This window comes from Winogradskyella sp. MH6 (assembly GCF_022810765.1).
Lineage (GTDB): Bacteria > Bacteroidota > Bacteroidia > Flavobacteriales > Flavobacteriaceae > Winogradskyella.
In genome coordinates, this window is sequence record NZ_CP094494.1 from 2,323,958 (window position 1) to 2,350,005 (window position 26,048).

Annotated in this window: 29 protein-coding genes; 10 read left to right on the forward strand and 19 right to left on the reverse strand. The window is 31.9% G+C overall.

Annotated elements, in window-relative coordinates; all coding sequences use genetic code 11:
- Positions 1–110 precede the first annotated feature (110 nt).
- From MST30_RS10420 to MST30_RS10440, 5 genes are all read right to left on the reverse strand, one after another.
- A complete protein-coding gene (locus MST30_RS10420) occupies positions 111–839 on the reverse strand; it encodes a head GIN domain-containing protein (RefSeq protein WP_243471349.1) in 729 nt (242 codons plus the stop codon).
- Positions 840–879: 40 nt separating this feature from the next.
- Positions 880–1,422, reverse strand: a complete 543-nt coding sequence (locus MST30_RS10425; RefSeq protein WP_243471350.1) for a nuclear transport factor 2 family protein — start codon at positions 1,420–1,422, stop codon at positions 880–882.
- 85 nt (positions 1,423–1,507) lie between these two features.
- Positions 1,508–3,286, reverse strand: coding sequence for a PspC domain-containing protein (locus MST30_RS10430; RefSeq protein ID WP_243471351.1), 1,779 nt, complete (start codon positions 3,284–3,286; stop codon positions 1,508–1,510).
- On the reverse strand, positions 3,283–3,624 hold the full coding sequence (locus MST30_RS10435) for a PadR family transcriptional regulator (RefSeq protein ID WP_076620721.1): 342 nt from the start codon (positions 3,622–3,624) through the stop codon (positions 3,283–3,285). Before MST30_RS10435 ends, MST30_RS10430 begins: the two co-directional genes overlap by 4 nt.
- 60 nt (positions 3,625–3,684) lie before the next feature.
- The gene (locus MST30_RS10440; RefSeq protein WP_243471352.1) at positions 3,685–4,131 is read right to left on the reverse strand and encodes a DUF4870 domain-containing protein; all 447 of its coding nucleotides are present in this window, start codon (positions 4,129–4,131) and stop codon (positions 3,685–3,687) included.
- Positions 4,132–4,480: 349 nt separating this feature from the next.
- Here MST30_RS10440 and MST30_RS10445 point away from each other — a divergent pair, with 349 nt between their 5' ends.
- Positions 4,481–4,936 (forward strand): DUF4442 domain-containing protein, encoded by a 456-nt coding sequence (locus MST30_RS10445; protein WP_243471353.1) that lies wholly within the window; start codon positions 4,481–4,483, stop codon positions 4,934–4,936.
- Between the two features lie 94 nt (positions 4,937–5,030).
- Positions 5,031–5,858, forward strand: a complete 828-nt coding sequence (locus tag MST30_RS10450) for a TIGR00266 family protein (protein ID WP_243471354.1) — start codon at positions 5,031–5,033, stop codon at positions 5,856–5,858.
- Between the two features lie 129 nt (positions 5,859–5,987).
- Here the strand turns inward: MST30_RS10450 and MST30_RS10455 are convergent, their stop codons facing one another.
- Both MST30_RS10455 and MST30_RS10460 read right to left on the reverse strand, forming a co-directional pair.
- The gene (locus MST30_RS10455; RefSeq protein WP_243471355.1) at positions 5,988–6,599 is read right to left on the reverse strand and encodes a response regulator transcription factor; all 612 of its coding nucleotides are present in this window, start codon (positions 6,597–6,599) and stop codon (positions 5,988–5,990) included.
- A complete protein-coding gene (locus MST30_RS10460) occupies positions 6,587–8,530 on the reverse strand; it encodes an ATP-binding protein (RefSeq protein ID WP_243471356.1) in 1,944 nt (647 codons plus the stop codon). Before MST30_RS10460 ends, MST30_RS10455 begins: the two co-directional genes overlap by 13 nt.
- A 276-nt stretch (positions 8,531–8,806) precedes the next feature.
- Between MST30_RS10460 and MST30_RS10465 the strand changes: the two genes are divergently transcribed.
- The 4 genes from MST30_RS10465 to MST30_RS10475 all read left to right on the forward strand — a co-directional run bounded on the left by MST30_RS10465 (position 8,807) and on the right by MST30_RS10475 (position 11,513).
- Complete coding sequence (locus tag MST30_RS10465; protein WP_243471357.1) at positions 8,807–9,586, forward strand: LamG domain-containing protein; 780 nt, start codon at positions 8,807–8,809, stop codon at positions 9,584–9,586.
- Between the two features lie 536 nt (positions 9,587–10,122).
- Positions 10,123–10,881 carry a LamG domain-containing protein gene (locus MST30_RS10470; protein WP_243471358.1) on the forward strand — a complete coding sequence of 253 codons (759 nt, stop codon included), beginning with the start codon at positions 10,123–10,125 and terminating at the stop codon, positions 10,879–10,881.
- 100 nt (positions 10,882–10,981) lie between these two features.
- On the forward strand, positions 10,982–11,098 hold the full coding sequence (locus MST30_RS15795) for a T9SS type A sorting domain-containing protein (protein ID WP_441372348.1): 117 nt from the start codon (positions 10,982–10,984) through the stop codon (positions 11,096–11,098).
- A 217-nt stretch (positions 11,099–11,315) separates the two neighbouring features.
- Positions 11,316–11,513 carry a hypothetical protein gene (locus tag MST30_RS10475; RefSeq protein ID WP_243471359.1) on the forward strand — a complete coding sequence of 66 codons (198 nt, stop codon included), beginning with the start codon at positions 11,316–11,318 and terminating at the stop codon, positions 11,511–11,513.
- Positions 11,514–11,540: 27 nt separating this feature from the next.
- On the opposite strand, the gene MST30_RS10480 is transcribed toward MST30_RS10475, so the two are convergent.
- Positions 11,541–12,479, reverse strand: a complete 939-nt coding sequence (locus MST30_RS10480) for a LysR substrate-binding domain-containing protein (protein WP_243471360.1) — start codon at positions 12,477–12,479, stop codon at positions 11,541–11,543.
- A gap of 104 nt (positions 12,480–12,583) precedes the next feature.
- Here MST30_RS10480 and MST30_RS10485 point away from each other — a divergent pair, with 104 nt between their 5' ends.
- Complete coding sequence (locus MST30_RS10485) at positions 12,584–13,063, forward strand: Dps family protein (RefSeq protein WP_243471361.1); 480 nt, start codon at positions 12,584–12,586, stop codon at positions 13,061–13,063.
- Positions 13,064–13,144: 81 nt separating this feature from the next.
- On the opposite strand, the gene MST30_RS10490 is transcribed toward MST30_RS10485, so the two are convergent.
- From MST30_RS10490 to MST30_RS10520, 7 genes are all read right to left on the reverse strand, one after another.
- Positions 13,145–13,561, reverse strand: coding sequence for a DUF2141 domain-containing protein (locus MST30_RS10490; protein WP_243471362.1), 417 nt, complete (start codon positions 13,559–13,561; stop codon positions 13,145–13,147).
- A gap of 191 nt (positions 13,562–13,752) precedes the next feature.
- Positions 13,753–15,033 carry a DUF58 domain-containing protein gene (locus MST30_RS10495; protein WP_243473878.1) on the reverse strand — a complete coding sequence of 427 codons (1,281 nt, stop codon included), beginning with the start codon at positions 15,031–15,033 and terminating at the stop codon, positions 13,753–13,755.
- 74 nt (positions 15,034–15,107) lie between these two features.
- Positions 15,108–16,169, reverse strand: a complete 1,062-nt coding sequence (locus tag MST30_RS10500) for an AAA family ATPase (protein ID WP_243471363.1) — start codon at positions 16,167–16,169, stop codon at positions 15,108–15,110.
- 6 nt (positions 16,170–16,175) lie between these two features.
- Entirely contained in the window at positions 16,176–17,369 is a 1,194-nt protein-coding gene (locus MST30_RS10505) for a DUF4350 domain-containing protein (protein ID WP_243471364.1), read from the reverse strand.
- On the reverse strand, positions 17,369–18,118 hold the full coding sequence (locus MST30_RS10510; protein ID WP_243471365.1) for a DUF4129 domain-containing protein: 750 nt from the start codon (positions 18,116–18,118) through the stop codon (positions 17,369–17,371). Before MST30_RS10510 ends, MST30_RS10505 begins: the two co-directional genes overlap by 1 nt.
- Positions 18,111–19,049 (reverse strand): hypothetical protein, encoded by a 939-nt coding sequence (locus tag MST30_RS10515; protein WP_243471366.1) that lies wholly within the window; start codon positions 19,047–19,049, stop codon positions 18,111–18,113. Before MST30_RS10515 ends, MST30_RS10510 begins: the two co-directional genes overlap by 8 nt.
- Positions 19,036–20,013, reverse strand: a complete 978-nt coding sequence (locus MST30_RS10520; RefSeq protein ID WP_243471367.1) for a stage II sporulation protein M — start codon at positions 20,011–20,013, stop codon at positions 19,036–19,038. The genes MST30_RS10515 and MST30_RS10520 overlap by 14 nt, the downstream gene beginning before the upstream one ends.
- A gap of 23 nt (positions 20,014–20,036) precedes the next feature.
- Between MST30_RS10520 and MST30_RS10525 the strand changes: the two genes are divergently transcribed.
- Complete coding sequence (locus tag MST30_RS10525; protein WP_243471368.1) at positions 20,037–20,780, forward strand: RDD family protein; 744 nt, start codon at positions 20,037–20,039, stop codon at positions 20,778–20,780.
- A 148-nt stretch (positions 20,781–20,928) separates the two neighbouring features.
- Positions 20,929–21,552, forward strand: coding sequence for a trimeric intracellular cation channel family protein (locus MST30_RS10530; protein ID WP_243471369.1), 624 nt, complete (start codon positions 20,929–20,931; stop codon positions 21,550–21,552).
- Positions 21,553–21,574: 22 nt separating this feature from the next.
- Here the strand turns inward: MST30_RS10530 and MST30_RS10535 are convergent, their stop codons facing one another.
- The 4 genes from MST30_RS10535 to MST30_RS10550 form a co-directional block, all read right to left on the reverse strand.
- A complete protein-coding gene (locus MST30_RS10535; protein ID WP_243471370.1) occupies positions 21,575–22,609 on the reverse strand; it encodes a serine hydrolase domain-containing protein in 1,035 nt (344 codons plus the stop codon).
- 158 nt (positions 22,610–22,767) lie between these two features.
- Positions 22,768–23,427, reverse strand: coding sequence for a hypothetical protein (locus MST30_RS10540; protein ID WP_243471371.1), 660 nt, complete (start codon positions 23,425–23,427; stop codon positions 22,768–22,770).
- A gap of 150 nt (positions 23,428–23,577) precedes the next feature.
- Entirely contained in the window at positions 23,578–24,258 is a 681-nt protein-coding gene (locus tag MST30_RS10545) for a type 1 glutamine amidotransferase domain-containing protein (RefSeq protein ID WP_243471372.1), read from the reverse strand.
- Positions 24,259–24,433: 175 nt separating this feature from the next.
- Positions 24,434–25,018, reverse strand: a complete 585-nt coding sequence (locus MST30_RS10550; protein ID WP_243471373.1) for a Crp/Fnr family transcriptional regulator — start codon at positions 25,016–25,018, stop codon at positions 24,434–24,436.
- Positions 25,019–25,355: 337 nt separating this feature from the next.
- On the opposite strand from MST30_RS10550, the gene MST30_RS10555 reads away from it, so the two are divergent.
- The gene (locus MST30_RS10555) at positions 25,356–25,982 is read left to right on the forward strand and encodes a putative quinol monooxygenase (protein ID WP_243471374.1); all 627 of its coding nucleotides are present in this window, start codon (positions 25,356–25,358) and stop codon (positions 25,980–25,982) included.
- Positions 25,983–26,048: the final 66 nt, after the last annotated feature.

Genomic DNA, 26,048 nt, shown 5'->3' on the forward strand with positions numbered 1-26,048 from the left:
ATACAAAAACCGTCCCAAACTCTATAAAGAATTTAAAACGGTTTGTAATTGTTTGGTTATAAGGTTTTTTGAGATTTTAAAACAAATAGATTGTTAGTGTGTAAACACTATTAATTTGTTCTAACACTTCCGGCAGAACTATCTGATTTTTCAACTTTTTCTGGGTTACCAGAGTACCTAATATCTCCACCACTGGTTGCTCTAGCGGTAAGTTCTTTTGAAGTGTTTACCGAAATATCAGCTCCACTAGTGGCTTTTACTTTAGATGTTTCAGCTTTAAGGTCAGAGGCTTTAATATCACTTCCGCTTGTTGCTTCGGCAATTAGCAATGTTGTAGAACCGCTAAGTCTAATATCGCTACCACTTGTAGAATGACAATTTAGGGTTTCTGTTTTTACATCTAAGGTTATATCTGCTCCACTGGTACAGTTAAGCTCTAAATCGTTAGCTGTAATTGTGTTTGTAGAATACACAGTGCTACCGCTTGTAGCTTTAATTGCAGAAATATCGGCAACGTTAAGATTGATTTTTTTTGATGCTGCTCTTCTGATATTTTTGGTTGTGTAAATGCGAAGCGTGCCATTTTCAACTTCCGTCATTATTAAGTCGTGAAGGTTTTCGTCGGCTTCTAAACTTAAAGAAACGTCATTACTTTGTGTAATGTATAAGTCTAGGCCTTGGCTCACTTTAATGGATTCAAAGTCATTGGAAATGGAACGTTCTTGAGAAACAACGTGTCTATTTCCATCTACTCCTGGTCCTAAATTCATTGAAAAATTACAGGACAGCATTACAATACTTAAAATACTGGTAACTACTATTCTTACTAATGTGCTCATGATTTTTTGATTTTATTTTGATTGATGATTTGTTGAAAATTTAATTTTCAGATTTTTCTTTTGATGTATGATTATAGCTTAAAACACGCTTTAGTTTCCATTCATTCTCCTCAATAATCCATAAATGTGAAAACAAAGCATAGTTGTCTGTTTTTTTATAAGTCATGCTTTTATCGGTAGAAAAGAAGTGTTTTCCAATTTGTAGTGCTCCGTATAGCTCACCGTTGTTGTACATAGGAAAAACTTCTAAGCTCTCCTCAACTAGAAACCGATAGACCTTTTCTGTGTTATTATCACCACAGATCCCATTTTTCATGATTGAAACAAATTCTTCTTTTGAATTTGTAACACCAGCTTTGTCGTGATAAAATTCTAAGTCATCACATATTATTTTTTCACTCTTTTCGATTTCACATTTATTAAATCCTAATTCGAATAAAACACTATCTTTTTCTTTAAGCGTTTTATAAAGTTCAGAGTTATGATCTACTTGTGCTGTGGCAATACCAGAAACCAAAAGGAATCCGAGACTGCTCAGCAAAAGAGATTTGATTGATTGATTTAATTTTGATTGGTTGTTCATTTTTTGATTGATGATTACAGAACAAATGTCTGTGTTATTTTGATTGATTTAAACTTAATATGACCGAACTGTCATTTTCTTAGTATCAGTTGTTATTGACTTCAAGGTCAACACCATCTTCATCTATTTTCTGACTAATTATTGACTTCTCTTGTTTAGACGACGATATTTCTTCAGAGGTTACAGCATCTTCAATATCCTCATCTTTGATGCAGTTTAAACATTCAGCATCATCTTTTGTTATTTTATAATACTTACCAAATTCTATATCGCTTAAGATATTAGTACCATATCTTGAATAACTATACCTCCAAGATCTTGAGAAACTCTTATCAGTAAATAGAATTGTACCTTCTGGTAAATAGATAATAACTCTTACTTCTTGTTCGCTAAACTTATTCTCTATGTCAGTTTTTAGATATTTGTCTAAAACAAGTCTATTACCATCTAATCTATAGCCATAGTCAATATTTTCGGCACGTTTTTTAGCTCTGTTGTAATCGCTTCCTGTGGCTTCTTTTTCAATAGTCATTGAAGCTACAGAATCTGTGGTTGATTTTACGATATATCTTACATTAGATGAGACTAAGCTCTGTCCTTCATTATTTTCAATGATATTAAACTCGTTGTTGTGGCGGTAACGATAGCTGCTGTATTCGTCAAATTCGGAATTATTTAAACTTATAGTGTCACCAGATTTTATGGTTAATTCGTTTTTAGAAACAACTTTAGCGTCAAAGGCATGCTCTGTTGCTTGCTTTACTCCTGTAATCACAAGGCCTATGATTGCCATTAGCCATATACCAAGTAGAGAAAACTTAGCCACATTTCCGATAGACTTTAAATTGTTTACCAAAATCTTTAATCCTAAATAAAAGACAAAGAAGAACGGTATACCAATGGCAAAAAATAATAGCATAGACATAAGCCACATAGGAATGTTAGCTGCGTTTGCTACATACAATAAATCTAAGCCTGGAAAATGTATAGCATCAGTAATTCCTACAGTAAATAAAGCTACTATTAATGTGATTAATGCTCCTATACCTGTAACGATTAGAATAATGCCAATGAACTTTGCCATGATTTTTAAGAAAAACATTACAATGCTTCCGATAGAATCAAAAAAGGTTTGCGAACTCGATTTTAACCGATTGCCTTGCTTCTGAAAATCGACACTTTTTACAGTTTCTGAAATATTATCGGTAAGATCGTCTAATCCTTCCTTTAATTTTTCGCCATGTTTTTTAAAATCAACATTTTTTACAGTTTCTGAGACCGAATCAATGCTGTCTTTAATTTTTTTTTCAATGTTACTGATGTTCACAGGGTCACCAGTCATCATGAGCTTTTCGGCTGTAGTCCTAGCTTCTGGGACTAATGCCCAAAAGATAAGATAGATGAATATGAATGTACCACCAGAACCTATGGCTAGTAACAACCATATGAGTCGCATCCAGATAGACTCTATACCAAAGTAGTGTCCTAAACCTGCTGCAACACCACCAATGTATGAGTTATCTGTATCTCTAAATAGTTTTTTGGTAGGACCAGAGTTGTAAGATTTTTTTTGTTGAGGTTCGTCTTCAAAGATTTCGTCGTCTACCAAATAATCTTCTGGTTGTCCCATTATGGTAATAACTTCGTCTACGAGTTTAATACCTACAACTTGCTTTTCATTTTGTATACGCTCTGCGAAAAGCTCAGCGATACGAGCCTCGATATCAGCGATAATTTCAGAACGACCTTGAGAGTCTGTAAATGAACGTTTTATAGCCTCAAGATAGCGCGATAACTTAAGATATGCATCTTCGTCTATGTGGAAGAATATACCTGCTAAATTTATATTGACTGTTTTATTCATTTTTTTGTTGTTTTTGTACTGGTTACTAGGTTTACTGCATTTTGTAATTCACTCCAAGTCGTGTTTAATTCGTTCAGAAACAACTTGCCTGTTTCTGTAAGACCATAATATTTTCTTGGTGGTCCAGATGTGGATTCTTCCCAACGATAGTTAAGCAATCCAGCATTTTTCAATCTTGTTAATAGTGGATATATAGTTCCTTCTACAACAAGCATTTTTGCGTCTTTTAGTGTTGCCAGAATCTCTGCAACGTAGGCATCTTCATCTTTTAAGATGGATAAGATGCAATACTCTAGAACACCTTTACGCATTTGTGCTTTTGTGTTTTCTATCTTCATGTGATGAGGTTCTTAAATTTGATTAAACTGTTCATTTTTTGATTGATTATTGATGATGATTTATTTTAAAAAATTGATAGTCAAAGGGTATTTGTATTCCAAACCATCTCTGGCTGATAAGCTTGCTTTAACGATTAAAGCCAATTCAACTATAAAACCTATAATGGCCAAAGCACCAAGTCCACCTCCTATATATAGTAGAGGAGAAGGTTCTCCTAAACTGATATGAAAATCATGGAATCCATGAAAATCGATAACATCTAGTCCTCTAAAAAGCTTAAAGATGAAAAACGGAACACTAATAGTACCTATAATTATAGCGTATAGTAAAACACTAATTTGAAAGTTAATAGCCTGCTTTCCGTGTTTATCTACAAACTCTGATTTATCCTTGTTAGCAGCCCAGAGTACTACTGGCCCAATAAAGTTTCCAAACGGAATTATAAATCTTGAAAAGGTTGAAAGATGTATAAATGTGGCTAAATTTTTATGATGATTGTCTACCATTTTAAAAAGTATATAATAGTTTCTTATACAAATATATGTCTAAAAGAAGGTATTATGTTACGCATAGTACTTAAAATTAACATTTTTTTAACAATAAATGCTAATTTATTTTTGGCTAATTTTGAAGAAATTAAAGTTTATGGACTATAGAAATCATTATAAGTCAATAGTGTTCTTTCTTTTCTTTCTGTTTATAGTTTTTGTGCCTACAAACAAGATAAACATGACAGGAGAATTTGTTAACATGAAGCCTTATATGGTAATGGCTAGTTTAATAATTAGCATATTGTTTTTTCTTCAAGAATTAAAAAAGAATAAAGAATAGTAGATCAATTTCACTTATTAAAATATGAATATATCGCCTTCTAAACTCAATACCTTTTTAATGTTTAAACTACCTGCAGCTTATTTTACAGGAGTAAGAACAAAATCTTTAGATGATACCACTTGCGTAGTAACGGTAAAACACCGTTGGATAAATCAAAATCCTTTTAATTCAATGTTTTGGGCTGTGCAAGGAATGGCTGCTGAGTTAACCACAGGTGCATTAGTAATGACAAAAATTAAAGGAAGTGGTAAGAAGATATCTATGTTAGTGGCTAATAATAATGCCACGTTTACAAAAAAGGCTACAGGAAGAATTACCTTTACATGTAAGGAAGGTCATAAAATAGACGATGCTATTGCAAAAACTATTGAAACAGGTGAAGGACAAACCGTTTGGCTTAGTGCTAATGGAGTTAATTCAGATGGAGTAGAAGTGTCTTCGTTTAATTTTGAGTGGACGCTAAAAGTGAAATCATAGTGTCAATGTGAACACAGTGAAACAATCTCATTAAAATGTAACAAAATGTTATTTTAAACAACATATAACTGTCAACCAAAAACAAAAAAACATTATGGAAAGATTACCAGATTTTACAGACAGAAATGCTCATGAAATAGATTATCGTATCTATGGAGAAGAAATGCAATATGTAGAAATAGAATTAGACCCTCAGGAAGCTGTTATTGCTGAATCAGGAAGTTTTATGATGATGGATGATGGTATTAAAATGGATACTATTTTTGGTGATGGTTCACAAAATGACAAAGGTTTTTTAGGTAAAATATTAGGAGCAGGAAAACGAATCCTTACAGGCGAAAGCTTATTTATGACTGCTTTTTACAATGACCTAACAGGAAAGCGCAATGTATCGTTTGCATCACCATATCCAGGAAAAATTATACCCATAGACTTAACAGAATATCGAGGGAAGTTCATTTGCCAAAAAGATGCTTTTCTATGTGCTGCTAAAGGAGTAAGTGTTGGTATTGAGTTTTCTAAAAAGCTTGGTAGAGGTTTATTTGGAGGTGAAGGTTTCATTATGCAAAAACTAGAAGGTGATGGTATGGCATTTGTACATGCTGGTGGAACCATGGCAGAAAAAACTTTACAGCCAGGTGAAACTTTACGTGTAGATACAGGCTGTATTGTTGGTTTTACACAAGATGTAGATTACGATATTGAGTTTGTAGGTGGTATTAAGAATTCTATTTTTGGAGGAGAAGGTTTATTCTTTGCCAAACTAACAGGGCCAGGAAAAGTATACATACAATCGTTACCATTTAGCCGATTAGCAGATAGAGTTATAGCCTCTGCACCAAAAGCAGGAGGTAAGAGCAGAGGCGAAGGAAGTATCCTTGGTGGATTGGGTGATTTGTTAGATGGTGATAATCGGTTTTAAATTGTAATAAGTAAGAAAATTTGACAAAAGGTTGTGTTTTTAACGCAACCTTTTATTATGTTTTAACGAGTCTGATTCTAATAATTTAGATTCCCATTAGGAAACAATAATATATAGACTTTTCTAAGATTAAATATACCCTAAGTAGACAGCTTTTTTTATTAAACCTGCAGCATTATTGACTTGTAATTTTTGAAAAATGTTTTTTTTATGAGTTTCTACTGTGTGTCTACTCAGAAACAATTCTTCTGCTATTTCATCGACAGAATTTTGTTTAGCAATTAAGACAATGATTTCTTTTTCTCTTCTAGTAAGAATACTTTTTTTAAATTCTAAATTCTCTTTTTTGTCATTTTCATGATTTGAGTAAAAATAATCTTTACCATTAATGACTATTGTTTTTATGGCTTTTTTTAGTTCCTCAAAACCTGATTCCTTTAGTAAATACCCATTTATACCCTTAAAAGCTTGGATTTGCTCAAACATACTAATAACAAGTATTTTTAAACTTGAAGCTTCTTCCGTAATGATCTTGATAAACTCAAGTCCGTTTATTTCAGGCATGGAAATATCTGTAATTAACAAATCTATTTCATGATTAGTTTTTAAAAACGGAATAGCATCTTTAGGATTATTGAAAGTAGCCACTATTTCAAACTCATTTTCTTTAGACAAAATAGTTTTAATTCCATCTAAGAACATTTTGTGGTCATCAACAATTACTAACCTTATTTTATGCATATATATTTGTTGTTTAGAGGGATTTCAATAATCACTTGTGTTCCTTTACTTATTTGAGAGTCGATGTTAAATTGTCCTTTAAGAGAAATTATTCTTTCTTCTATGTTTTTTAAACCCATTCCATAATTTTTGTCTTCAACTTTAAAACCACAACCATTATCTTCTGCAATAACAACTAATATATCATTATGTTTATTAAAAGAAATTTCAACTAGCGTAGCTTTAGAATGCATAGCTATATTAGTTAATATCTCTTGCAATATTCTATATAAGTTGTGGCTTGTTTTTGGCTCTAAATTTTCAAGGATATTATCAGGAAATATCGAAATTTCTACTTTTAAATCTTTTCTTTGCTCATGTAGAGTCTTTAATTCTTGTAAAGAATCTTTAAGAGATTTCTTATTTAGCGTCTTATTATTGAGGTTGTGGGATATTAATCTTAATTCTTTAAATGTATTAACTAAATCTTTAGAAACTTTCTTTAAAGAGTCGTTTTTTAACTCGGCATTAATATGAGTTAAGGTTAAGTTGATACTTGCTAATTGGCCTCCTATACCATCATGTAATTCTTTAGCCAATCTGCTTCTTTCTTTTTCTTGCCCATTGTAGTATGCCTTAATTTCAGTCAATTCATTTTCTTTTTCTAACCTTTCTCTTTCTTTATTATTTAGTTCCTTTTCTTTAGATAGAATAGTGTTTTTACTTCTTATTTTTTGTTTGAAAAAAAAGTAAATGCTAGACAAAGTAATACATAAAAAAACGATGCTTATACTCAACCACCTTTGGCGTGTCTCTACAATTTTGTTTTCTTTTTCTAGTAAAGCAATAGCTGTATCTTTTTTCTCAACTTCATATTTTGTTCTAATATTATCAAATTCTTTAGCCTTTTGTAAATTAAAAATACTATCATTAAGTACTATAAACTTGTCCTGATAGTCATAGGCTTCTTTATAATTTCCATTATGCCATAATGCCCCAGATAACATTATGTAAGTGTTGCGTAATTGTATTGGACTCACAAAGTCACCATATTCATCAATTGCTTTACGGTGATAGGCAATAGATAAACTATAGTTTTGTGCAAGATCGTAATAGTAACCTAGTGTATAATATATATTATGCAATAATCGCTTGCTACCAATTTCTTTGGATAATTTTTCTGCCTTATTTATTAATGGTAAAACTTTATCAGGCTCTTCATGATAAATATAAAGAAACGCAAAATCTGAGTAGAGAGAAGCCTCTCTATACTTGTTATTAGCTTTTAATGCAAATTTTAAAGCTCTATCATAATAATAGATTGCACTATCCTTGTATTTAGAATAGTTTATTTCTGCCAGTGCATGGTAACTGTAAGACAATGCATCGTAATAATGATTGTGTTTAGCAATATTTATTGCTTTAAAAAAGTGAGTCTTTGCTGTATCAAGATTTTGGTCGCTAATAAAAATTCCTCCTTTGCATATGAGACCTTCACTTAACCGTAATGAATCATTAAGCTTTAAAGCCAATTGAATGGATTTTTCAATTGAAGCAAAAGCCTTTACCGTATTTGTTTCTCTAAGTTCTTTTTGTGCAATTTCATAGTATAAGTCAATTTTTAAGGTCTCGTCAGTAACAAACTTCTCAATTTTTAATGCTTTTTCTATAAATAATTGTGTGTCGTCATCGTTGATTAATACTCTATTTATTTTAATACTATTTACGTAAGCTTTAAATAAATCATTTTTATCATTGCCTTTTTCTGCTACAGAAACTCCTTTTATTGCTAATTTTTCTGCTTCAATTAAATTGCTTTTAATTTTTATATCAAACCTATTAAATATGCTATCTATATGAGCTGAGTTTTGGGAGTATAGTAGATGCTGAAGGCTAAATACTAATAAGCAGTAGAGAATTATCTTTAATCGTTTCTGTAGTAAAATTACCATGAATATGTTATATGTTTTTGCCTATTAAAAAGTTAAATTTACATAATAAAATATTAATATAAGTAGTTGTATATCAGATCACTTGCAAGGTGTTTTTGACAGGTATTCTTATAAGTTTTTTAAATGTTTTTAATGTAACCTTTTTTGGTTTTATACATCTATAAATAAACACAAAACTAACAGTCAATTGCTGTGAAAAAAATCGTTTTATTACTTATTGTAGGTAATTTAGCGCAACCCTTTGGAAATTTTTTCAGATACTAAAAAAAAACAATTATGCAAAAGACTCTAATTACATTAATTTTAATCAATCTACTTTTTTCATGCTCAAATGATGAAAGCGCAAATAATGACGAATTAAACATTCAATTAACTGAATGTATTCCATCTGGACTACAAGGAAATTTAATTGCCTTTTATCCCTTTAATGGTGGAAGTCTCGATGATGTATCTAATTCAAATGATTTAACAAATCTAACTTCAGCTTCACCAACTATGGACAGAAATGGAAATATTGATTGTGCATATAAATTTGAGTCTAATAATAATGAATATCTAACTACAACAAACACCTCTTTTTTAGATAACCTTTCAGAATTTTCAATTTCGCTATGGTTTAAAATGGATATTGAGCCTTCTGACTATAGTGTGCTAATAAGCAGAGATGAAAGTACTTTAATAGTTTATGACGTTTTTGGACAATGGTCACTTGGTTTGTATGATAGTGATTTTCCTGTTTTTGGTTTACATGGTTCGTCAGTATGGGATGCATATAATTTTCCTGGTAATACTATTATAGATTTCAATGAATGGCATCATTTAATAGTTACTTTTAAAGTAGCAAATCATGAACTTGAAATTTATAGAGATGGAATACTTCGTGATTCTAATACAGGTATTTCTAATAACCCAAACATGCCAACTTATCAAGATATAGGCGATTTATTTATCGGGAAATTTTATGATGGTAAAATAGATGAGATAGCTATATTCAATATTTCTCTAAATCAATCACAAGTAACTGAAATGTTTGAAATGGAAACCTGTTGCTTATAAAATTGCTAACGGCAATGGTGGCAAGAAATTACTAGTTCTCGCATACTTCTGGAAATTCTCACGGATTTTCTATTCGGTCTTTATTTGTTAATTTCTTTGATAATTTTCTACTTCAATTAAATTGCTTTTAATTTTTAGATCAAACCTATTAAATATGCTATCTATATGAGCTGAGTTCTGAGAGTATAGTACATGCTGAAGGCTAAATACAAATAAGCAGTAGAGAATTATCTTTAATCGTTTCTGTAGTAAAATTACCATGAATATGTTATATGTTTTTGCATATTAAAAAGTTAAATTTACATAATAAAATATTAATATAAGCAGTTGTATATCAGGTTGCTTACAGGGTGTTTTTGATAGATGTTCTTATAAGTTTTTTAAATGTTATTAATGCAACCTTTTTTGGTTTTATACATCTATTAATAAACACAAAACTAACAGTCAATTGCTATGAAAAAAATCGTTTTATTACTTATTGTAGGTAATTTAGCGCAACCCTTTGAAATTTTTTTCAGATACTTAAAAAAACAATTATGAAAAAGACTCTAATTACATTAATTTTAATCAATCTACTTTTTTCATGCTCAAATGATGAAAGCGCAAATAATGACGAATTAAACATTCAATTAACTGAATGTATTCCTATCAATCTACAAAATTCAGTTGTGGCTTATTATCCTTTTACAAATGGATCTATCAATGATTTTTCTGGGAATAGTCAAAATTTGGTAAATAATAATGCTTCATCAACATCTGATAGGAATGGTAATGAAAATTGTGCTTTTGAGTTCGATTTTTTATCAGGAACAAATGAAAACTTATATACCTCTAACACTTCGTCATTAGATGTATTAACTGATTTTTCAATATCATTATGGTACCAACCATTACAAGAGAGAGATGCTGGAGATTATGAATTACTTATAGGTAGAGGTATTGATTTTCAACAATGGAATTTAGGACTCTATGATTGTCGCAAAGCTGTATTCGGTTGTATAAGTTACGTATGGGACAATGATACGAATTTTGATTGTGGTGTTTCAGATATTAATAATGAATGGCATCATTTGGTAGCTACATATAACTATTCTACAAGTAGTTTAGCGTTATATAGAAATGGAGTTCTTCAAGAAACGATAAATGCGCCTAATAACTCAAATTCAATTCAAATAGCTGATCTTATTATAGGAAATGAGTATACAGGAAAAATAGATGACATAGCTATATTCAATATTTCTCTAAATCAATTACAAGTAACAGAAATGTTTGAAATGGAAACTTGCTGCTCATAAAATTGCTAAAGGCAATGGTGGTAAGTAATTACTAGTTCTCGCATACTTCGGGAAACTCTTGCGGATTTTTTATTCAGTATTTATTTATCTTTATAAAACAATGAGTTATTCAAATACTCAAAACAAAGTGTCTGTCTCAGCCCTAAAACCTGGTATTTACTTTGTAGAAGTATATTCAAACGGACAAAAAGAGGTTCTTAGATTTATAAATAAATAGTGTTATTTGTTGTTAGTCAGTATTTTATGTCGTAAGAAATTCCTTTTAATGAATTAAACTTTCAACGAGAAATTTCAACTTTTAACATAATAAGCTGTTAAACTTTACGAATTTGGTTTTAGTAAACACGATTTTTTTCTATCTTAGGGAATGAATTGAAACAATAGCCTATAGAGAAAAACTACTTTTTTGTTAAACCTAAAACTTAAAATTACCTATGGCGAGAGCAATGTTTGAGTACACCAAAACTGTACTTAAAAAGGTTAGTTTTGATGCGACATTATTCTGTAAGGAAGTGGAAAAAGCAGTTAAACGATTACTGCCTCACGAACTAGAAGAATTACGAATATTTATTCAGTCCCTAATCAATCAGAACCCAGATTTAAATCAATGTTTAATTTATTTAAAAGCATAAAAAAAAGCGACTCACGAGTCGCTTTTTTTATTTCGCTAAAGGGCTGATAATTTCAACATTACTAAAGGCAATAGCACCTCTTATAACAGAAGAAATCAAATCGTGCATAGCGTTAATAATTTGCATTTTTAGTTCACTCTTATGGTAAATTAAGCTTACCTCTCTTGCAGGTGACGGCTCAACAAAATGTTTTAAGTTGCTATTGTATTTGTCACTAATATCTTGCGTGTGTAAATAAGGTAAGAGCGTCATTCCCATACCTTCATTAGAGAGTTTTATTAAAGTTTCAATACTGCCACTTTCGAGTTGAAAGTGCTCATCGTCTTGGTCTTTAAAAGCTTTACACAGATTAAGAACACCTTCTCTAAAACAATGACCATCTTCAAGCAGTAACATATCTTCAATTTCAAGATCTGAAACTTCAATTTTCTTTTTGTCTCTTAGTCTATGATTTGTAGGAACATAGGCTACAAAAGGCTCATAATACAACGGTCGCTCTTTAATATTATCGCTTTCTAAAGGAGTGGCAGCAATAGCAGCGTCAATATGCCCATCATTAATTCTGGTAATAATTTCCTCTGTGGTAAGCTCTTCAATTTTAAGTTTTACTTTAGGATACTTTTTTATAAAATTATTTAAAAACATCGGTAAAAGTGTTGGCATTATTGTTGGGATAATACCAAGCCTAAATTCACCTCCGATAAATCCTTTTTGCTGATCCACAATATCCTGTATACGATCAGCTTCGTTAACAATATTCCTGGCCTGAAATACTATTTTTCTGCCCACTTCAGTGAGTTCAATAGGTTTTTTGCCTCTATCGAAAATTACGATATCTAATTCATCTTCAAGTTTCTGAATTTGAGTACTTAAAGTGGGTTGCGTTACAAAACACTTTTCTGCTGCTTTTGTAAAATTTTTGTGCTCAGCAATCGCTAAAGCATATTTAAGTTGTGTAATCGTCATAACTATTCGTTTAGGCTATAAAAATATAAAAACTATTTATAAAAACTATAGTAAATATGGTTTTGTTTAATGGTAAATTTGTTAAAACAAAAAATTACATCAAAATGACACTAAATAGCATAGGTTTAGATACCAAAAAAACAAAAGATTTAGCTAACGAGTTAAATCAACTTTTAGCTAACTTTCAGTTGTATTACCAAAATTTAAGAGGTATACATTGGAATATACAAGGAAGAGCTTTTTTTAATCTGCATGAGAAGTTTGAAGAGCTTTATACTGATGCAAATTTAAAGGTTGATGAAATCGCAGAGCGTATATTAACTCTAGGAGCAACACCATTACATACCTTTGAAGATTATACAAAAGCAGCTAAAGTGCCTGTTGGTAAAAACATCTCAAAAGATGAAAAAGCAGTTAAACTGATTGTAGATTCTTTAACCGAATTGCTGAAAATTGAAAGAAACATTCTTGAGGCTGCAGGCGATGCAAATGATGAAGGTACTAACTCAATGATGAGTGATTTTATAACCGAACAAGAAAAAACCGTTTGGATGATGAAAGCTTGGTTGGGTGAAACCGTATAAAATAGATTTAGTTAGATAAAAAAAGACTGCGATGAGCAGTCTTTTTTTTGATTGATTTTTTGATTGATGATGTGCCTTTACCTAAAATCTAATGTTAAGGTCTAAGTCTTTATCTGCAACTGTAAACTTGGCATCGTCATATTGAGGAGGTCCCATTGCCATAACATTGTTAGACATTCCAAAAGATTCTTTTGGCATTCCGTTGTCTTCAAAGTCCATACGCTTGTTGTCGTTTTCGTCGTGTAATGCTAAGATAGCGTATTCTCCAGGTAACACATTTTCAAACGTAATGGTTACTTTTCCGTCTTCGATTGAAGTTTCTGCATCTTTAATGCCTTTACCTTTCATAAAGGTTTCTGAGGTGTGTAAAGACATTAATACTTTTCCTTTGTCACTGGTTACATTATCTACGGTTACAGTGATGGTGATACCTTCATCTTGAGCAAAACTGAATAATGATGTGAAGGCTAATGCTAAGGTTAAAACTAAATTCTTCATGTTGTATTTGATTAATGGTTATTTGTTCCTTTTTTGATGATTCAAATATCTAACATTACTTAAAGATAGAATAATTGTAGTTACCGAACTGTAATTTTATGAGGATGAATTGTTTATTTCTTAAAAAAGTTTATTGGCTTATCTGTTGGAATGTTTACACACTTGATAAACTACAAACTACAAACTACAAATTACAAAAGTCCTCTCGCTTTAATTTCCAAATACTTGTTTATGGTGTTGATGGTTAAATCTTCGGGCTCGGTTAAAATAGACTGAATTCCGTATTTCTGAAGTTCATTTACAATCAATCGCTTTTCAAACGCAAATTTTTCTGCAATCACTTTATCGTAAGCTTCTTGTACAGTTTCTGCTGGTTCAGAAATGAGAGAATTTAACTCCGTGTTTTTAAAGAAGATAACCACTAAAAGATGGTTTTTGGCAATACCTTTTAAATACGGTAACTGCCTATGTAAGCTATCTAAAGTTTCAAAATTGGTGTAGAGCAACATTAAACTTCGGTGTGTTATATTTCGCTTTACATCTGCGTATAAACGACCAAAATCGCTTTCAAAAAAGTCTGTCCCAACATTGTATAAGGTCTCTAAAATTAAATTCATCTGAGAGGTTCTCTTCTCAGCCACAACAATGTTTTCAACTTTTTTGGAAAAGGCTAAAATACCTGCTTTGTCATGTTTTTTTAAAGCCACATTAGAAATTACCAGAGCTGCATTAATGGCATAATCTAAGAGGGTTAAACCTTCAAAAGGCATTTTCATAACTCTACCTTTATCTATGATAGAGTAAATAGGTTGAGATTTTTCATCCTGAAACTGATTAACCATTAATTGGTTGCGTTTAGCAGTGGCTTTCCAGTTAATGGTTCTTAAATCGTCACCAAGAACGTAGTCCTTAATTTGCTCAAACTCCATGGTATGACCAATCTTTCTAATTTTCTTTATACCATATTGTTGTAGATTATTGCTTATGGCTAATAAATCGTACTTGCGTACCTGCATAAAGCTCGGGTAGGTTGGTACCATTGCCGTATCGCTATACATAAAGCGTCTTGAGACTAAGCCAAAAATAGAGGTGACATAGATGTTTAACTTACCAAAGTGGTATTCGCCTCGTTCTGTTGGTCTTAATTTGTATTCAATTTCTGAAGTACTAGAAGCGTTTAACTTTCTACTTATGCCAAAGTCTCTGACTTGGAATTGTTCAGGAATTTCATCTATGATATTGATATAAACATTAAAAGTGTAGAAATTTTGAAGGACAATTCTAACGGAATTTTCATCACCATTTGAAAATTTTTCTGGGAGTATGCGTTCACCTTTTACACCATTTTTTGCAGCAAATAATATGATGGTGTCCAAAATTGTAAGCGTAACAAGAAGTAATAAAACGATTTTTACAATGTTAAAAAGCCTAGGAAAAAGGAAACTAAACACAAACAGAATGATGATGCCTATACAGGCATAAAAGAATCTGTTTTGTAAATAAAATGGCTTAATACGTTTTAACACTATAGTTAAAGTTTTTTTGTTTACCTCGGAATTTCTACAGCTTCGATAATCTGCTTAATAATTTGTTTGGTGGTTATACCTTCCATTTCGCGCTCTGGTGTTACAATAACACGATGTTGTAGCACCGGAATTGCAGCACGTTTTATATCCTCTGGTGTAACAAAATCTCTGGCATCCATAGCAGCAAAAGCCTTACTGGCTCTTAAAATGGCAATAGAAGCTCTTGGTGATGCTCCTAAATATAAAAATGGGTTGTTGCGTGTGCTTACAATAATGTCAGCAATGTATTTTAATAGATGAGACTCTATGAGTATTTGTTCAACTAAACCTTGAAATTTATTGATTTGTGCCTTGGTTAGATGCGACGTAACTTGTTCTGTTTTAGCACCACCTTTTAGGTTTTGCTCTCTGTTTAAAATTTCAATTTCTTCATCGAGATTTGGATAATCAACATCAATTTTAAATAGAAAACGGTCTAACTGTGCTTCTGGCAATCTATAAGTTCCTTCTTGTTCTACAGGGTTTTGGGTAGCGAGAACAATAAAAGGTAATTCCATTTTAAATTTATTACCATCAATGGTGATTTGGCGTTCTTCCATAACCTCAAACAAAGCCGCTTGTGTTTTTGCAGGTGCTCTGTTGATTTCGTCAATAAGAATCATATTAGAAAAAATAGGGCCTTCTTTGAACTCAAATTCAGAGTTTTTCATATTGAAGACAGACGTACCCAGAATATCACTCGGCATTAAATCTGGCGTAAATTGAATACGACTAAAGCCAATATCTAAAGATTTTGCTAATAGCTTTGCAGAAATTGTCTTTGCTACACCAGGAACACCTTCTATAAGTGAGTGGCCGTTTGCTAAAATTGAAGCAATAAGCATATCGATCATTTCTTTTTGACCAACAATGACTTTTTCTACTTCGTTTTTAATTAAGGTTATGCCATCTTTAAGTTCAGAAAGGTCTATTCTGCTTTTAAAACTAATATCCTCAGCATTATTTTCTGTTGCATTTGTTTGCTCTTCAGAAGTATTCTGACCAGATTCTTCATTTAGCTCATTATTTAAATGTTCTTCCATAGTGGTTTATTTATAAAAGTCTTCTATTGCTTTGTTTAATTCTAGTAAATCGGCTTCGTTACAATTAGATTTAGATTTTAAATACGCAATTTTATTTACTAATTTTTTTATGTCTGTTTCGTTTTTTCCAGATTTTAAAGATAAGTTCTTAATAAACTTATCATCTAAAATTTGGGTGTCTAAATGATAGACACGCCTTATATATTCTAGGAAATATGTAATCTTTTTATCTATGAGATTGTCATGGTCCTTAGTTTCGTAGTACAGATTACCTATAGTTTTAGCAAAATCTACAGTTGTGTTCTTAAGCGGTTTTATAACATTAACTATGCGTTGTCTTCGTTTAGCATTAAAAATCATAAAAATAAATACTGTTATTAATGTAATATACAATGCCCAACGTAATGCAGGCTGACTAAGTAAAAAACGCAAAGGCGAGCTGCTATTGGCAGAATTTATTTTGTTTCTGGAATCAAAATAGATGGTATCATCACCAAGATAAGACATCGCAGCTTCAGCATATTTTTTGTTGTCCTTTTTTAGAAGCTGATAATTAGTAAAAACTATGGGTTGTAGGTGAATATAAAAAAAGCCATTTCCCCAAGATGTTTTTATAAAATTAGCATAGAGTGAATCTCCAAATTTTTGGTAACCCAAAACCCTTGTGTAAGCTGTATCTATTTTAGAAAAATAGATGTTACTTAGCTCTTTTTGTATACTAATGCTATCGCTTTTTAATGAAGGGTTGGTGTAGGTTAACTCGGCTTTTCCAGAAAAACTATACTTGTTTTTGGTGTCAAAACCTAAGGTGTCTTTTAATCTGTCAGGAAAATCATTGGCAGCGATAAAAATATCATTTCCAAAAGACGCAAAATCTAACAGTTCTTGGGCAGATGTATTATCAAGATTAGGACGCTCGTCTATTAGCATGTATGTGCCTGTTGCGTAGTATGTAGAGTCTTCCCAATCGTAATAATCGTCAAAGTACTCATACGGAGTTCGCTTTATATCTTTGACTTCACTTTGCGGAAATAAGTCTTCTAGTTCTTCATAAAAAATATAAGTACCAAAAGGAATTTTGTGCTTTTCGTTATAGGTTTTTTGCCAGTTAACAGGTTGCGGAGTAGAAAATTCTACGACTACAATACCTATAAAAAGCAATAGTAAAATAACGATATATGCTCTCAGCGTTTTATTCATTATTTAACGGAATTTAAAAATTGATTAAACGCTGTTTTTGCTTTCTGAAACTGATTATTGTCAATATCAAACTCACCATACCAAATATAGTTGTACAGGTAAGAGGTGTATGAGAATTCTTTTTTTAATGCTTCAGAATTTATTTCGTAGTGGTAATCGCTATTGGTTTTTTCAACATCGTATTCAATAATTCCTGCTTGAGAGAGATTTTTTAGTAATAACAAGTAGTAATATCTCACAGCCAACCTGTAGTTGTTGTCTCGCTCTGCAGACGCTATCAGCGATTTAAAATCGGCTTCATAAATATTACTTTCAATATCTGTAACAGGTATAATACTTTTGTCTGAAGATTTACCAAAAACCCATTTGCCTTCCTTGTTTATAATGGCTTTTACAATAAAGAAGACTACCAAAATGAAAATAACGACGTAGAACACCTTTATAGCAATATCTGTAACGTCGGAAGCTTTTGCGTCAGAATTAATATCAAAAATATTTTTAATAAAGTCTGATAGCCATTGCTTAAAACGTGTCCACCAACCCGAATTATTTATAGTACGTTCATAGATAAAGTCATTGCCAGAATATTTGTCCTTAAGGTCTTCAAAATGTCGTTTTTCAATAGGATCAACATCTATATACACCGAATCTTGTAGTACTTGGTTTATAGCTTTGGATGCACTAGCGTTTGCGTACAGAGTAATTCCGAAGAACAAAAAAATGATATTTAAATACTTAAGTTTATTCACCAGATCCGATAAGGTCTATATCGCTTTTGGTGTTGATGTTTTCCATATCTTCTTTTAAGCTATAGAATACCACACCTTGATTAATTTGTACGATAATATTAGATAATAAACCAACAAGGTAAGAGAGCACAAATATGATTACCATCATGATAGTGGCAGATTTTCTTATCTCTTCTGGGTTTGGTGCTACTCCTGGTTCTAAATCGGTAACCATATCTACAATAAAAACAAAATATGGAATAATGGATACAATATTTTGCACTATAGCACTCATTAAAAAGAATAAACCAACACAACCAATTGCTGCCCAAAATTTAGAGCTCATCAGTGTCCATGAGTAACTAAAACTTTCCCATATACTCTTTTTGTTTTCTATATATTCCATTAAAGTCCCTTGATAAAACAAACTAACAGCACCTATAACAAGTGGTAATAATATAAAACCGATGATAGTAATAGCTAGTATAAAACTTACAATACCAGCCAAAATCAACACAGGTATAGCTACTATAATGGCACAAATAAGGTAGATAAAAATATTACCAATATTAGCTTTGTACTCGTTAATAATATCTGAAGTGCTAAAACTTTTACTATCACTTTTTGAGTAAAGTTTTAGATAAATAGGTACATAAGAATAGGATATAACCGCAGAGACTAAACCAACAGTAAAGAACAGAATAAAGAATAGCATAAATGTTTCTATGTTCTCGTTTATGTAATTCTCTATGGCAGTTTGGTCATTAGCAAGGTCGCCAAAAAGAATTTCAGCATAAAATTTGCTAAAGAAATAACCCAATACCATAAGGATAAGTATAAAAACACCATTTATGATGAAAAAATTCTTGTAGAGATGGCCTCCATTTTGTCTTAAAAAAGAAAACGTATCCTGAAAAAACTCTCCAAACTCTCTAGATTTATATAATTGCATGTGCCTTTTTTAATTTGTTGTTTACCACAAACGGATATATTAAATAATAAAATGAAATTAGGCTTAGTGTGCTTACAATAATGCCTACACTCAACCAATTTGGCATTGTGTTAGAGTAGCGTGTTACATAACCTTCTAAAAAGCCTGCCGCAATTGTAAAAGGAAATGTGCTTATTAAAATCTTTACTCCATTTTTAACTCCCATTTTAAAAGAGATAATCCTAGAATATGTTTTTGGAAAAAGAATGCTGGCACCCAAAATTAGTCCTGCCGCACCTTCTATAACTATAGCGAAAATTTCCATAGAGCCATGAATCCAGATACCTCTAACGCTTTCCCATAGCACACCCTCCTGATAGAAAAAATATTGAAACGAACCTACCATTATAAAGTTAAGAAGCATTACATATACTGTGCCTAAACCAACAATAACACCATAAAGAAATGCTTGTATTCCAACATATAGGTTATTTAAAGTAATGCCTATAAAACTTCCCCAATTACTTCCGCTTTTATAGATGGCAACAGGATCACCAGATTCAATATTTACCAGAGTTTCATTAACATAAGCATCACCTAAGATTAGCCTAACAAAAGTGTCGTCATAGGCTGCTGAAAGTGCTCCAATGGCTATAAAACTAAAAGCAATTACAAAGGCATAAAAAATATAGCGTCTGTATTCGTAGACAATAAGAGGGACTTCGGTTTTCCAAAAGCGAACAAATCTATTCGTGTCTTCGCGTTTTGTTTTGTATATTTTTTGAAAAGCCCTCGCTGTAAGATTATTTAAATATAGAATTGTCTTACTTTTGGGATAGTAAGTTTGAGCATAAGACAAATCGTTTACAAGCTGAATGTAGAGCGACGCAAGTTCGTCTGGGTTTTTGAGCTGTTTTCCAAAAATAGCCTTTTCAAAATTTAGCCATTTTTGCTTATTTTGCTTGATAAATGCGACTTCTCTCATAGAGAATCAAATTAACATAATTAATGGTAGAGTTACAAATAAATACTACACAAAACGTTAATATAAATTTTGTTGCTGCAAGTGTGGGAGAACGCATTTTGGCTTACCTCATAGATCTTATAATTAAGTTGGCCTATATTGTGGTTACCTACCAAGTAGTGTTCAAATTAATAGGTATTGATGATTTTCTTAGAGGTATGGATTATTGGTCTATAATTGCTGTTATTGTTAGCTTTTATTTACCTGTAGTTTTTTACTCGTTAGTTTTTGAAACATTTCTTGAGGGACAAACTATAGGAAAGCGTATCATGAAGATTAAAGTGGTAAAAATAGATGGCTATCAAGCTTCAATTTACGACTACATGGTACGTTGGTTTTTTAGGATTGTAGATTTGAATATAGCATCTGGTGTAGTGGCACTTATAACGATTGCAACCAGTAAAAAAAGTCAGCGTTTGGGTGACATGACAGCAGGTACTTCTGTGATTACTTTAAAGAATAATGTAAATATAAGCCATACAATTTTAGAAGATTTAGAGGACGATTATGAGCCAAGCTATCCTAATGTTATAAAGCTTTCAGACAATGATGCACGTATCATTAAAGAAACCTATACAAGGGCTAAAGCATCTAGAGATTTTGAAACCTTAAGTAAGTTGCGACAAAAGGTGATGGAAGTTATAGAACTTAAGGAATGTAACCAAAACGATATACAATTTATAGATACCGTTTTAAAAGATTATAATTACTACACACAAAGTATGTAAGCAGAGAGCCAAGATTTTCAAGCAGTAGCGAAGAAAATCTTGTGCGAATCGCTTATACTGAGCGTAGTCGAAGTATCTTAATTAAAGATTAGATTTGTTTGTATAATAATGTAATGTAGTAGATTCCGTGTCAAGCACGGAAATTAATATGTTTTTTCAAACTTTAGATATATTAGGAACTATAGCTTTCGCCATTTCTGGTGTATTGGTAGCTATGAACAAACGCATGGATCCGTTTGGCGTTTTAATCATTGCCTTTGTAACTGCTGTTGGTGGTGGTACTTTGCGAGACATCATGGTAGGAGTAGAGCCAGTATCATGGATGCGAAACATGACCTTTGTTTATGTTATTATAGGTGCTGCCATATTTGCTGTAATCTTTAGAAATTACCTAAAACATTTAAGACGTTCTCTGTTTTTGTTTGATACTATTGGTATTGGGCTTTATACTGTTGTAGGTATAGAAACAGGGTTGGTGGCAGGATTGCACCCAATAATTTGTATAGCACTTGGTACCATGACAGCATGTTTTGGTGGTGTAACTAGAGATATTCTATGTAACGAAATTCCTGTAATTTTTAGAAAGGAAATCTACGCTACGGCTTGTATTGTAGGTGGACTCAGTTATTTTTTAATGCGCTTTTTTCTCAAAGATGAGAATTATCTTTTCATTATTGCTGGTCTTGTAGTTATCATCATCAGATTAATTGCTGTACGTTTTAAAATCAGTTTGCCGAGTTTGTACAAAGCTGAAGATGCTGAAGAGCAATAGTAGTGTTGTTCTAATCTTCAAGTTATTGTTCCTGTTGTTTTTTCAAGATTTTAACAATTCTACTGTTAATGATTTCAGACAAGTTCCAATTGTACAATTTAGGATCGGTTGTGCTGTAAAACTCTATAGTAACCGCATCAATATCTTTATGATATTTTGCAAAACTTTGGTATCCAGGAACCCAACCAGCATGTTCGTATTCGTAAATGGAAGTGTATATGTCTTGTTCTCCAGGTTCAAATAAAGATCCGTCATTTAGAGCCCTCAGAAAAGTGCCAACGTCTTCAGCAGTGGCCAGCATACCATAGTCATCAGTCTTTAAGTCAAAAGGATGTCCTACGTGGTAACCACTCATTACATCGTCTATATTTACTTCAGAGATAGAACCGAAAGTATTGTTAAGATGTAATGGCTCTAATATTTTTTCTTTAACAAATTGAAAGTTGCTATAACCAAGTGCATTATCCATTATTTTACCAATAAGAAGATAATTTGTATTACAATATTCATAATCTTCACCAGGCTCAAAATTGGCAGGCTTATCTAGAATTAGTGCAAGACTTTCTTCATAGCCTAAGGGATTTGCCCAAAAATTTGGTGCGTCTGTATAATTAGGAATACCACTTCTGTGCTGTATCATTAACCTTAAAGTAATCTTATCTGCATTTTCGATTCTGTTTACAAGTTCTGGTAAATAATCAGCGATTGTTTTATCTAGAGAAAGTCGTCCATCACTTACCAATTTGGTAACAGCTACCGCATTATAGAGTTTGCTAATACTGGCGATTTTAAATAATGCATGTGGATTTGCAGGTATTTTAGATGCTTTATTATGCCAACCAGAAGCAATATATTGAGGTGGTTTGCCAGTTTGGTCTACATAGACTATCATTCCGTCAAATCCATGACCAATGGCTTCATCTGCTTGTTCCTGAATTGTATCTGGCAGCGGAAGTATCCAAGCCTTTACCAATAGCCATGGTACAAAAAATAGCGACACTACTGTTCCCACCAATAATGCAATTCTAAGAATGCGTTTTTTGTTTTTTTTGGTCATAATACTTCGGTTGGTAAATTTTTAATTGGTTATAGTGGTTGTGTATGGTCTAATTTGGTTACTAAATTAGCAAATAAAACTAGGAATAATTTAACACGAGGGTTTTCTGCAAGGAAAATCAGAAGCAATGAATTATACACCGTGTTGTGCATAGTTTTTTATTCATTCCATAGTCGATTCATATAATCTTTGTCAGAATCATTTGTTATAAAATATGTCCAATTCGATTCGTCCGCAATTAAAAAATTAAATGTTACGAATTCTTTCTTGTTTCCGTTTTCGAAGACTTTTAATTTATACTGATAATTCGGGTGGAATATTGAGTCTAGAATTCCATCTCGATAATCAGAAACTTTGCTTTTGTTCCAGTCTTTTATAAATCGTTCAGTTTTTATTCGGCTGAGTTTCTTTGTCTTGTTTGGGTCAATTCCAGAAACCATAATAATTGAGTCTACCTTTTGTATATCAATTTTAGTCTTTTGAGATTTTAATTCCGTTATTTTTTCATCACAGATATTAATTATCAAATATTGTCCATTTTCAGGTTCAAATCGAATGTTACAAGAGTCTAATTTATAACCGCTACTTGCAATATATTCTCCGTTCTTTTTCAAGTCAAGAGGGTAGTAGTGTGGTCCAGCCCAACCAAGACACTTATTTTCAATTATTTCATATTCATTGATTGTCCAAGTATTACTTATCTCGCAGTCAGCTCCAAAAGCCTCTCCGATTGTTTTTAAAGCAAAATATCCTCCACCAACAATTAGGACTATTAAAATTGAAATTATTATAAAGGCTATTTTTAATCCTTTGCTCATTTCTCAAATTATGTACAACGTATTTGTGTATGAGTAGTAGCGAAATTTTTGCGATCACTTTCGGAAAGTAATTTACAAAATAAAAAAGAATAGCGACTTGAATTAAAAAACCAAGTCGCTATTACTTATACACGTTGTAGTGAGTAGTTTTTACTTTAACTTTTCTAGTAATAGTTCGGCAACTGGTTCTGAAGATGCAGGATTTTGTCCAGTTATTAATAAACCATCTTCGACCGCATAAGGACTCCAGTCTGCTTTTTTAGTGTAAATTCCACCATTACTCTTTAACATTTCTTCAACCAAAAATGGAACAACAGAAGTTAGTTGAACAGCTTCTTCTTCTCCGTTTGTAAATCCAGTTACTTTTTTTCCATTAACCAAAGATGTCCCATCCGTATTTTTTGTGTTTTTAAAAATTGCAGGAGCGTGACAAACAGCAGCAACAGGTTTATTGTTGTTATAAAAATCTTCTATTAAGGCAATTGAGTTTTCATCTTCAGCTAAATCCCATACAACACCGTGTCCACCAGGATAAAATACTGCGTCATAATCTGCTTGATTTACAGTTTCCAATTTTATTGTTTTAGATAAGATCTCTTGAGTTTCTTTATCATCATTAAATCTTATGGTTGCTGGAGTTTGGAAATCTGGTTCATTACTTTTTGGGTCAATTGGCGGTTGTCCACCTTTTGGGGATGCTAAAGTAATGTCAATTCCTTTATCTTTTAATAAGTAATAAGGTGCTGCAAATTCTTCAATCCAAAAACCAGTTTTCATTCCAGTATCTCCTAAATCTTCGTGATTAGTTAATACAAATAATACTTTTTTCATTGTTTTGCTTTTTTTTGTGTTAATACTTAATTATTTTTCATTTGAATTATTTTCTTTTGTGTTTTTACCACAAGAGGAAAATAAAGCTAAAGCGATTATAATTGTTGTTATTCTTTTGATTAGAGACAAAATTACTGTCAAATTAAGTACTGAAAATTGATGTATGGTAATAAAATCAATTATGAGATATTTCTTTTCTAATTCTACTTAAGCTTTCGGTAGTAATTCCTAGATAAGAAGCTATATGGTAATTTTTTACAGCCTGTTCAATATTTGGGTAAGTGCTAATAAAAGAAACGTATCTTTCTTTAGCTGATTGGGCTAAATTTGCTAATATTCTTTTTTGAAAGCTAGCAAAAGCTCTTTCCATTTTTTTTCTGAAAAAAGTTTCTAATTGTGGAATCTCTACAAATAATTCTTCCATACTTTTTTTGGAAATTTCATATAAAGTTGCTTCCTGAATAGTTTCAATATACATAATCGCTTTGGATGCTGTGAAGAAAGCCGTATAATCGCTTATCCACCAATCATTAATGGCGAATTGCAAGGTATGTTCTTTACCAGATTTGTCAATAAAGTAAGTTCTTAAACACCCATTGTAAACATAATATTGACTGTTCACTTTATCATCTGCTTTTAATATTGTAGTCCCTTTTTTTAACTTGAGTTTTTTAAGTTTACTTTCAATAAGATTTATTTCTTTTTTTGAAAAAGAAATGCCTTTAAAAATTTCTAATATTATTGAATTTTCGATGTTCATTTAAATTACTCGCAACGGTCTCTTTTATCGCCATTTGGCGGAGTAAGAGACGCGGATTTGTCGGCTTAGTATTGGTTTGTTGGTAAAGTTAATTATTTTCTTACTAACGAAGCCGTCTACTCGATTATGAGCTTTTTTACATTTTTCATTGTCACTGGAAAATTGTCCATGCTTAAGTCTCTTATCTCCATTCCAAGGCCCCTTATTTAGTTCTACATTTGCAGTATAACAAAAATAAGTCATAATGAAATTTAAAAGTTTAATCAAATTAAGTAGCCTAGTTCTAATTCTAGGGATAACAATTCAAACATTTTCTCAATCTAAAAAAAATAAAATTATGGACAATACAAAAAATGAAAACATCGGATTATTAGTAATCATGAAAGCGAAAGAAGGTAAGGAGCAAGAAGTGAAAGAGTTTCTTCTAGGTGGTTTATCATTGGTAAATGCAGAACCAAAAACTGAATCTTGGTTTGCATTTCAAATAGATGAACAAACTTTCGGAATTTATGACACATTTGAAGCTGAAGAAGGCAGACAGGCACACTTAAAAGGAGAAGTGGCAAAAGCCTTATTGGCCAATGCTGGAGATCTTTTAGAAGGTTTTGATGCTAGCAGAGACATTAAGGCCGTTGATGTTCAAGCAAGTAATCATAAAGTGGGTAATCAGAATAACGGATTGTTGGTGATTATGAAAGCCAAAGAAGGAAAGACATCTGCAGTGGAGGATTTCTTACAAGCGGGCAAGTCATTGGTAAGTTCTGAGCCTGCAACTTTATCATGGTATGCTTTTAAAATCAATGAAGAAACCTATGCCATTTTCGATACGTTTGCAGATGACGCTGGCAGAGATGCTCATTTAACAGGGAAAGTAGCAGCAGCGTTGATGGAGAATGCGCCTGTAATTTTGGAAGGCTTTGATGCTTCCGCAATTCAAAAAATTAACATTCTAGCTTCAAAATAAATATTTGATTTAAGAAAGGAGAGGAGTGCTTTTGGCACTCCTTTTTTTTAAATTTGAATGAGCTAA

Excerpts from the sequence above, each read along its gene's own strand:
- MST30_RS10420 (WP_243471349.1), bottom strand. The coding sequence starts at position 839 with ATGAGCACATTAGTAAGAATAGTAGTTACCAGTATTTTAAGTATTGTA.
- MST30_RS10425 (WP_243471350.1), bottom strand. The coding sequence starts at position 1,422 with ATGAACAACCAATCAAAATTAAATCAATCAATCAAATCTCTTTTGCTG.
- MST30_RS10430 (WP_243471351.1), bottom strand. The coding sequence starts at position 3,286 with ATGAATAAAACAGTCAATATAAATTTAGCAGGTATATTCTTCCACATA.
- MST30_RS10435 (WP_076620721.1), bottom strand. The coding sequence starts at position 3,624 with ATGAAGATAGAAAACACAAAAGCACAAATGCGTAAAGGTGTTCTAGAG.
- MST30_RS10440 (WP_243471352.1), bottom strand. The coding sequence starts at position 4,131 with ATGGTAGACAATCATCATAAAAATTTAGCCACATTTATACATCTTTCA.
- MST30_RS10445 (WP_243471353.1), top strand. The coding sequence starts at position 4,481 with ATGAATATATCGCCTTCTAAACTCAATACCTTTTTAATGTTTAAACTA.
- MST30_RS10450 (WP_243471354.1), top strand. The coding sequence starts at position 5,031 with ATGGAAAGATTACCAGATTTTACAGACAGAAATGCTCATGAAATAGAT.
- MST30_RS10455 (WP_243471355.1), bottom strand. The coding sequence starts at position 6,599 with ATGCATAAAATAAGGTTAGTAATTGTTGATGACCACAAAATGTTCTTA.
- MST30_RS10460 (WP_243471356.1), bottom strand. The coding sequence starts at position 8,530 with ATGGTAATTTTACTACAGAAACGATTAAAGATAATTCTCTACTGCTTA.
- MST30_RS10465 (WP_243471357.1), top strand. The coding sequence starts at position 8,807 with ATGCAAAAGACTCTAATTACATTAATTTTAATCAATCTACTTTTTTCA.
- MST30_RS10470 (WP_243471358.1), top strand. The coding sequence starts at position 10,123 with ATGAAAAAGACTCTAATTACATTAATTTTAATCAATCTACTTTTTTCA.
- MST30_RS15795 (WP_441372348.1), top strand. The coding sequence starts at position 10,982 with ATGAGTTATTCAAATACTCAAAACAAAGTGTCTGTCTCAGCCCTAAAA.
- MST30_RS10475 (WP_243471359.1), top strand. The coding sequence starts at position 11,316 with ATGGCGAGAGCAATGTTTGAGTACACCAAAACTGTACTTAAAAAGGTT.
- MST30_RS10480 (WP_243471360.1), bottom strand. The coding sequence starts at position 12,479 with ATGACGATTACACAACTTAAATATGCTTTAGCGATTGCTGAGCACAAA.
- MST30_RS10485 (WP_243471361.1), top strand. The coding sequence starts at position 12,584 with ATGACACTAAATAGCATAGGTTTAGATACCAAAAAAACAAAAGATTTA.
- MST30_RS10490 (WP_243471362.1), bottom strand. The coding sequence starts at position 13,561 with ATGAAGAATTTAGTTTTAACCTTAGCATTAGCCTTCACATCATTATTC.
- MST30_RS10500 (WP_243471363.1), bottom strand. The coding sequence starts at position 16,169 with ATGGAAGAACATTTAAATAATGAGCTAAATGAAGAATCTGGTCAGAAT.
- MST30_RS10505 (WP_243471364.1), bottom strand. The coding sequence starts at position 17,369 with ATGAATAAAACGCTGAGAGCATATATCGTTATTTTACTATTGCTTTTT.
- MST30_RS10515 (WP_243471366.1), bottom strand. The coding sequence starts at position 19,049 with ATGCAATTATATAAATCTAGAGAGTTTGGAGAGTTTTTTCAGGATACG.
- MST30_RS10520 (WP_243471367.1), bottom strand. The coding sequence starts at position 20,013 with ATGAGAGAAGTCGCATTTATCAAGCAAAATAAGCAAAAATGGCTAAAT.
- MST30_RS10525 (WP_243471368.1), top strand. The coding sequence starts at position 20,037 with ATGGTAGAGTTACAAATAAATACTACACAAAACGTTAATATAAATTTT.
- MST30_RS10530 (WP_243471369.1), top strand. The coding sequence starts at position 20,929 with ATGTTTTTTCAAACTTTAGATATATTAGGAACTATAGCTTTCGCCATT.
- MST30_RS10535 (WP_243471370.1), bottom strand. The coding sequence starts at position 22,609 with ATGACCAAAAAAAACAAAAAACGCATTCTTAGAATTGCATTATTGGTG.
- MST30_RS10540 (WP_243471371.1), bottom strand. The coding sequence starts at position 23,427 with ATGAGCAAAGGATTAAAAATAGCCTTTATAATAATTTCAATTTTAATA.
- MST30_RS10545 (WP_243471372.1), bottom strand. The coding sequence starts at position 24,258 with ATGAAAAAAGTATTATTTGTATTAACTAATCACGAAGATTTAGGAGAT.
- MST30_RS10550 (WP_243471373.1), bottom strand. The coding sequence starts at position 25,018 with ATGAACATCGAAAATTCAATAATATTAGAAATTTTTAAAGGCATTTCT.
- MST30_RS10555 (WP_243471374.1), top strand. The coding sequence starts at position 25,356 with ATGGACAATACAAAAAATGAAAACATCGGATTATTAGTAATCATGAAA.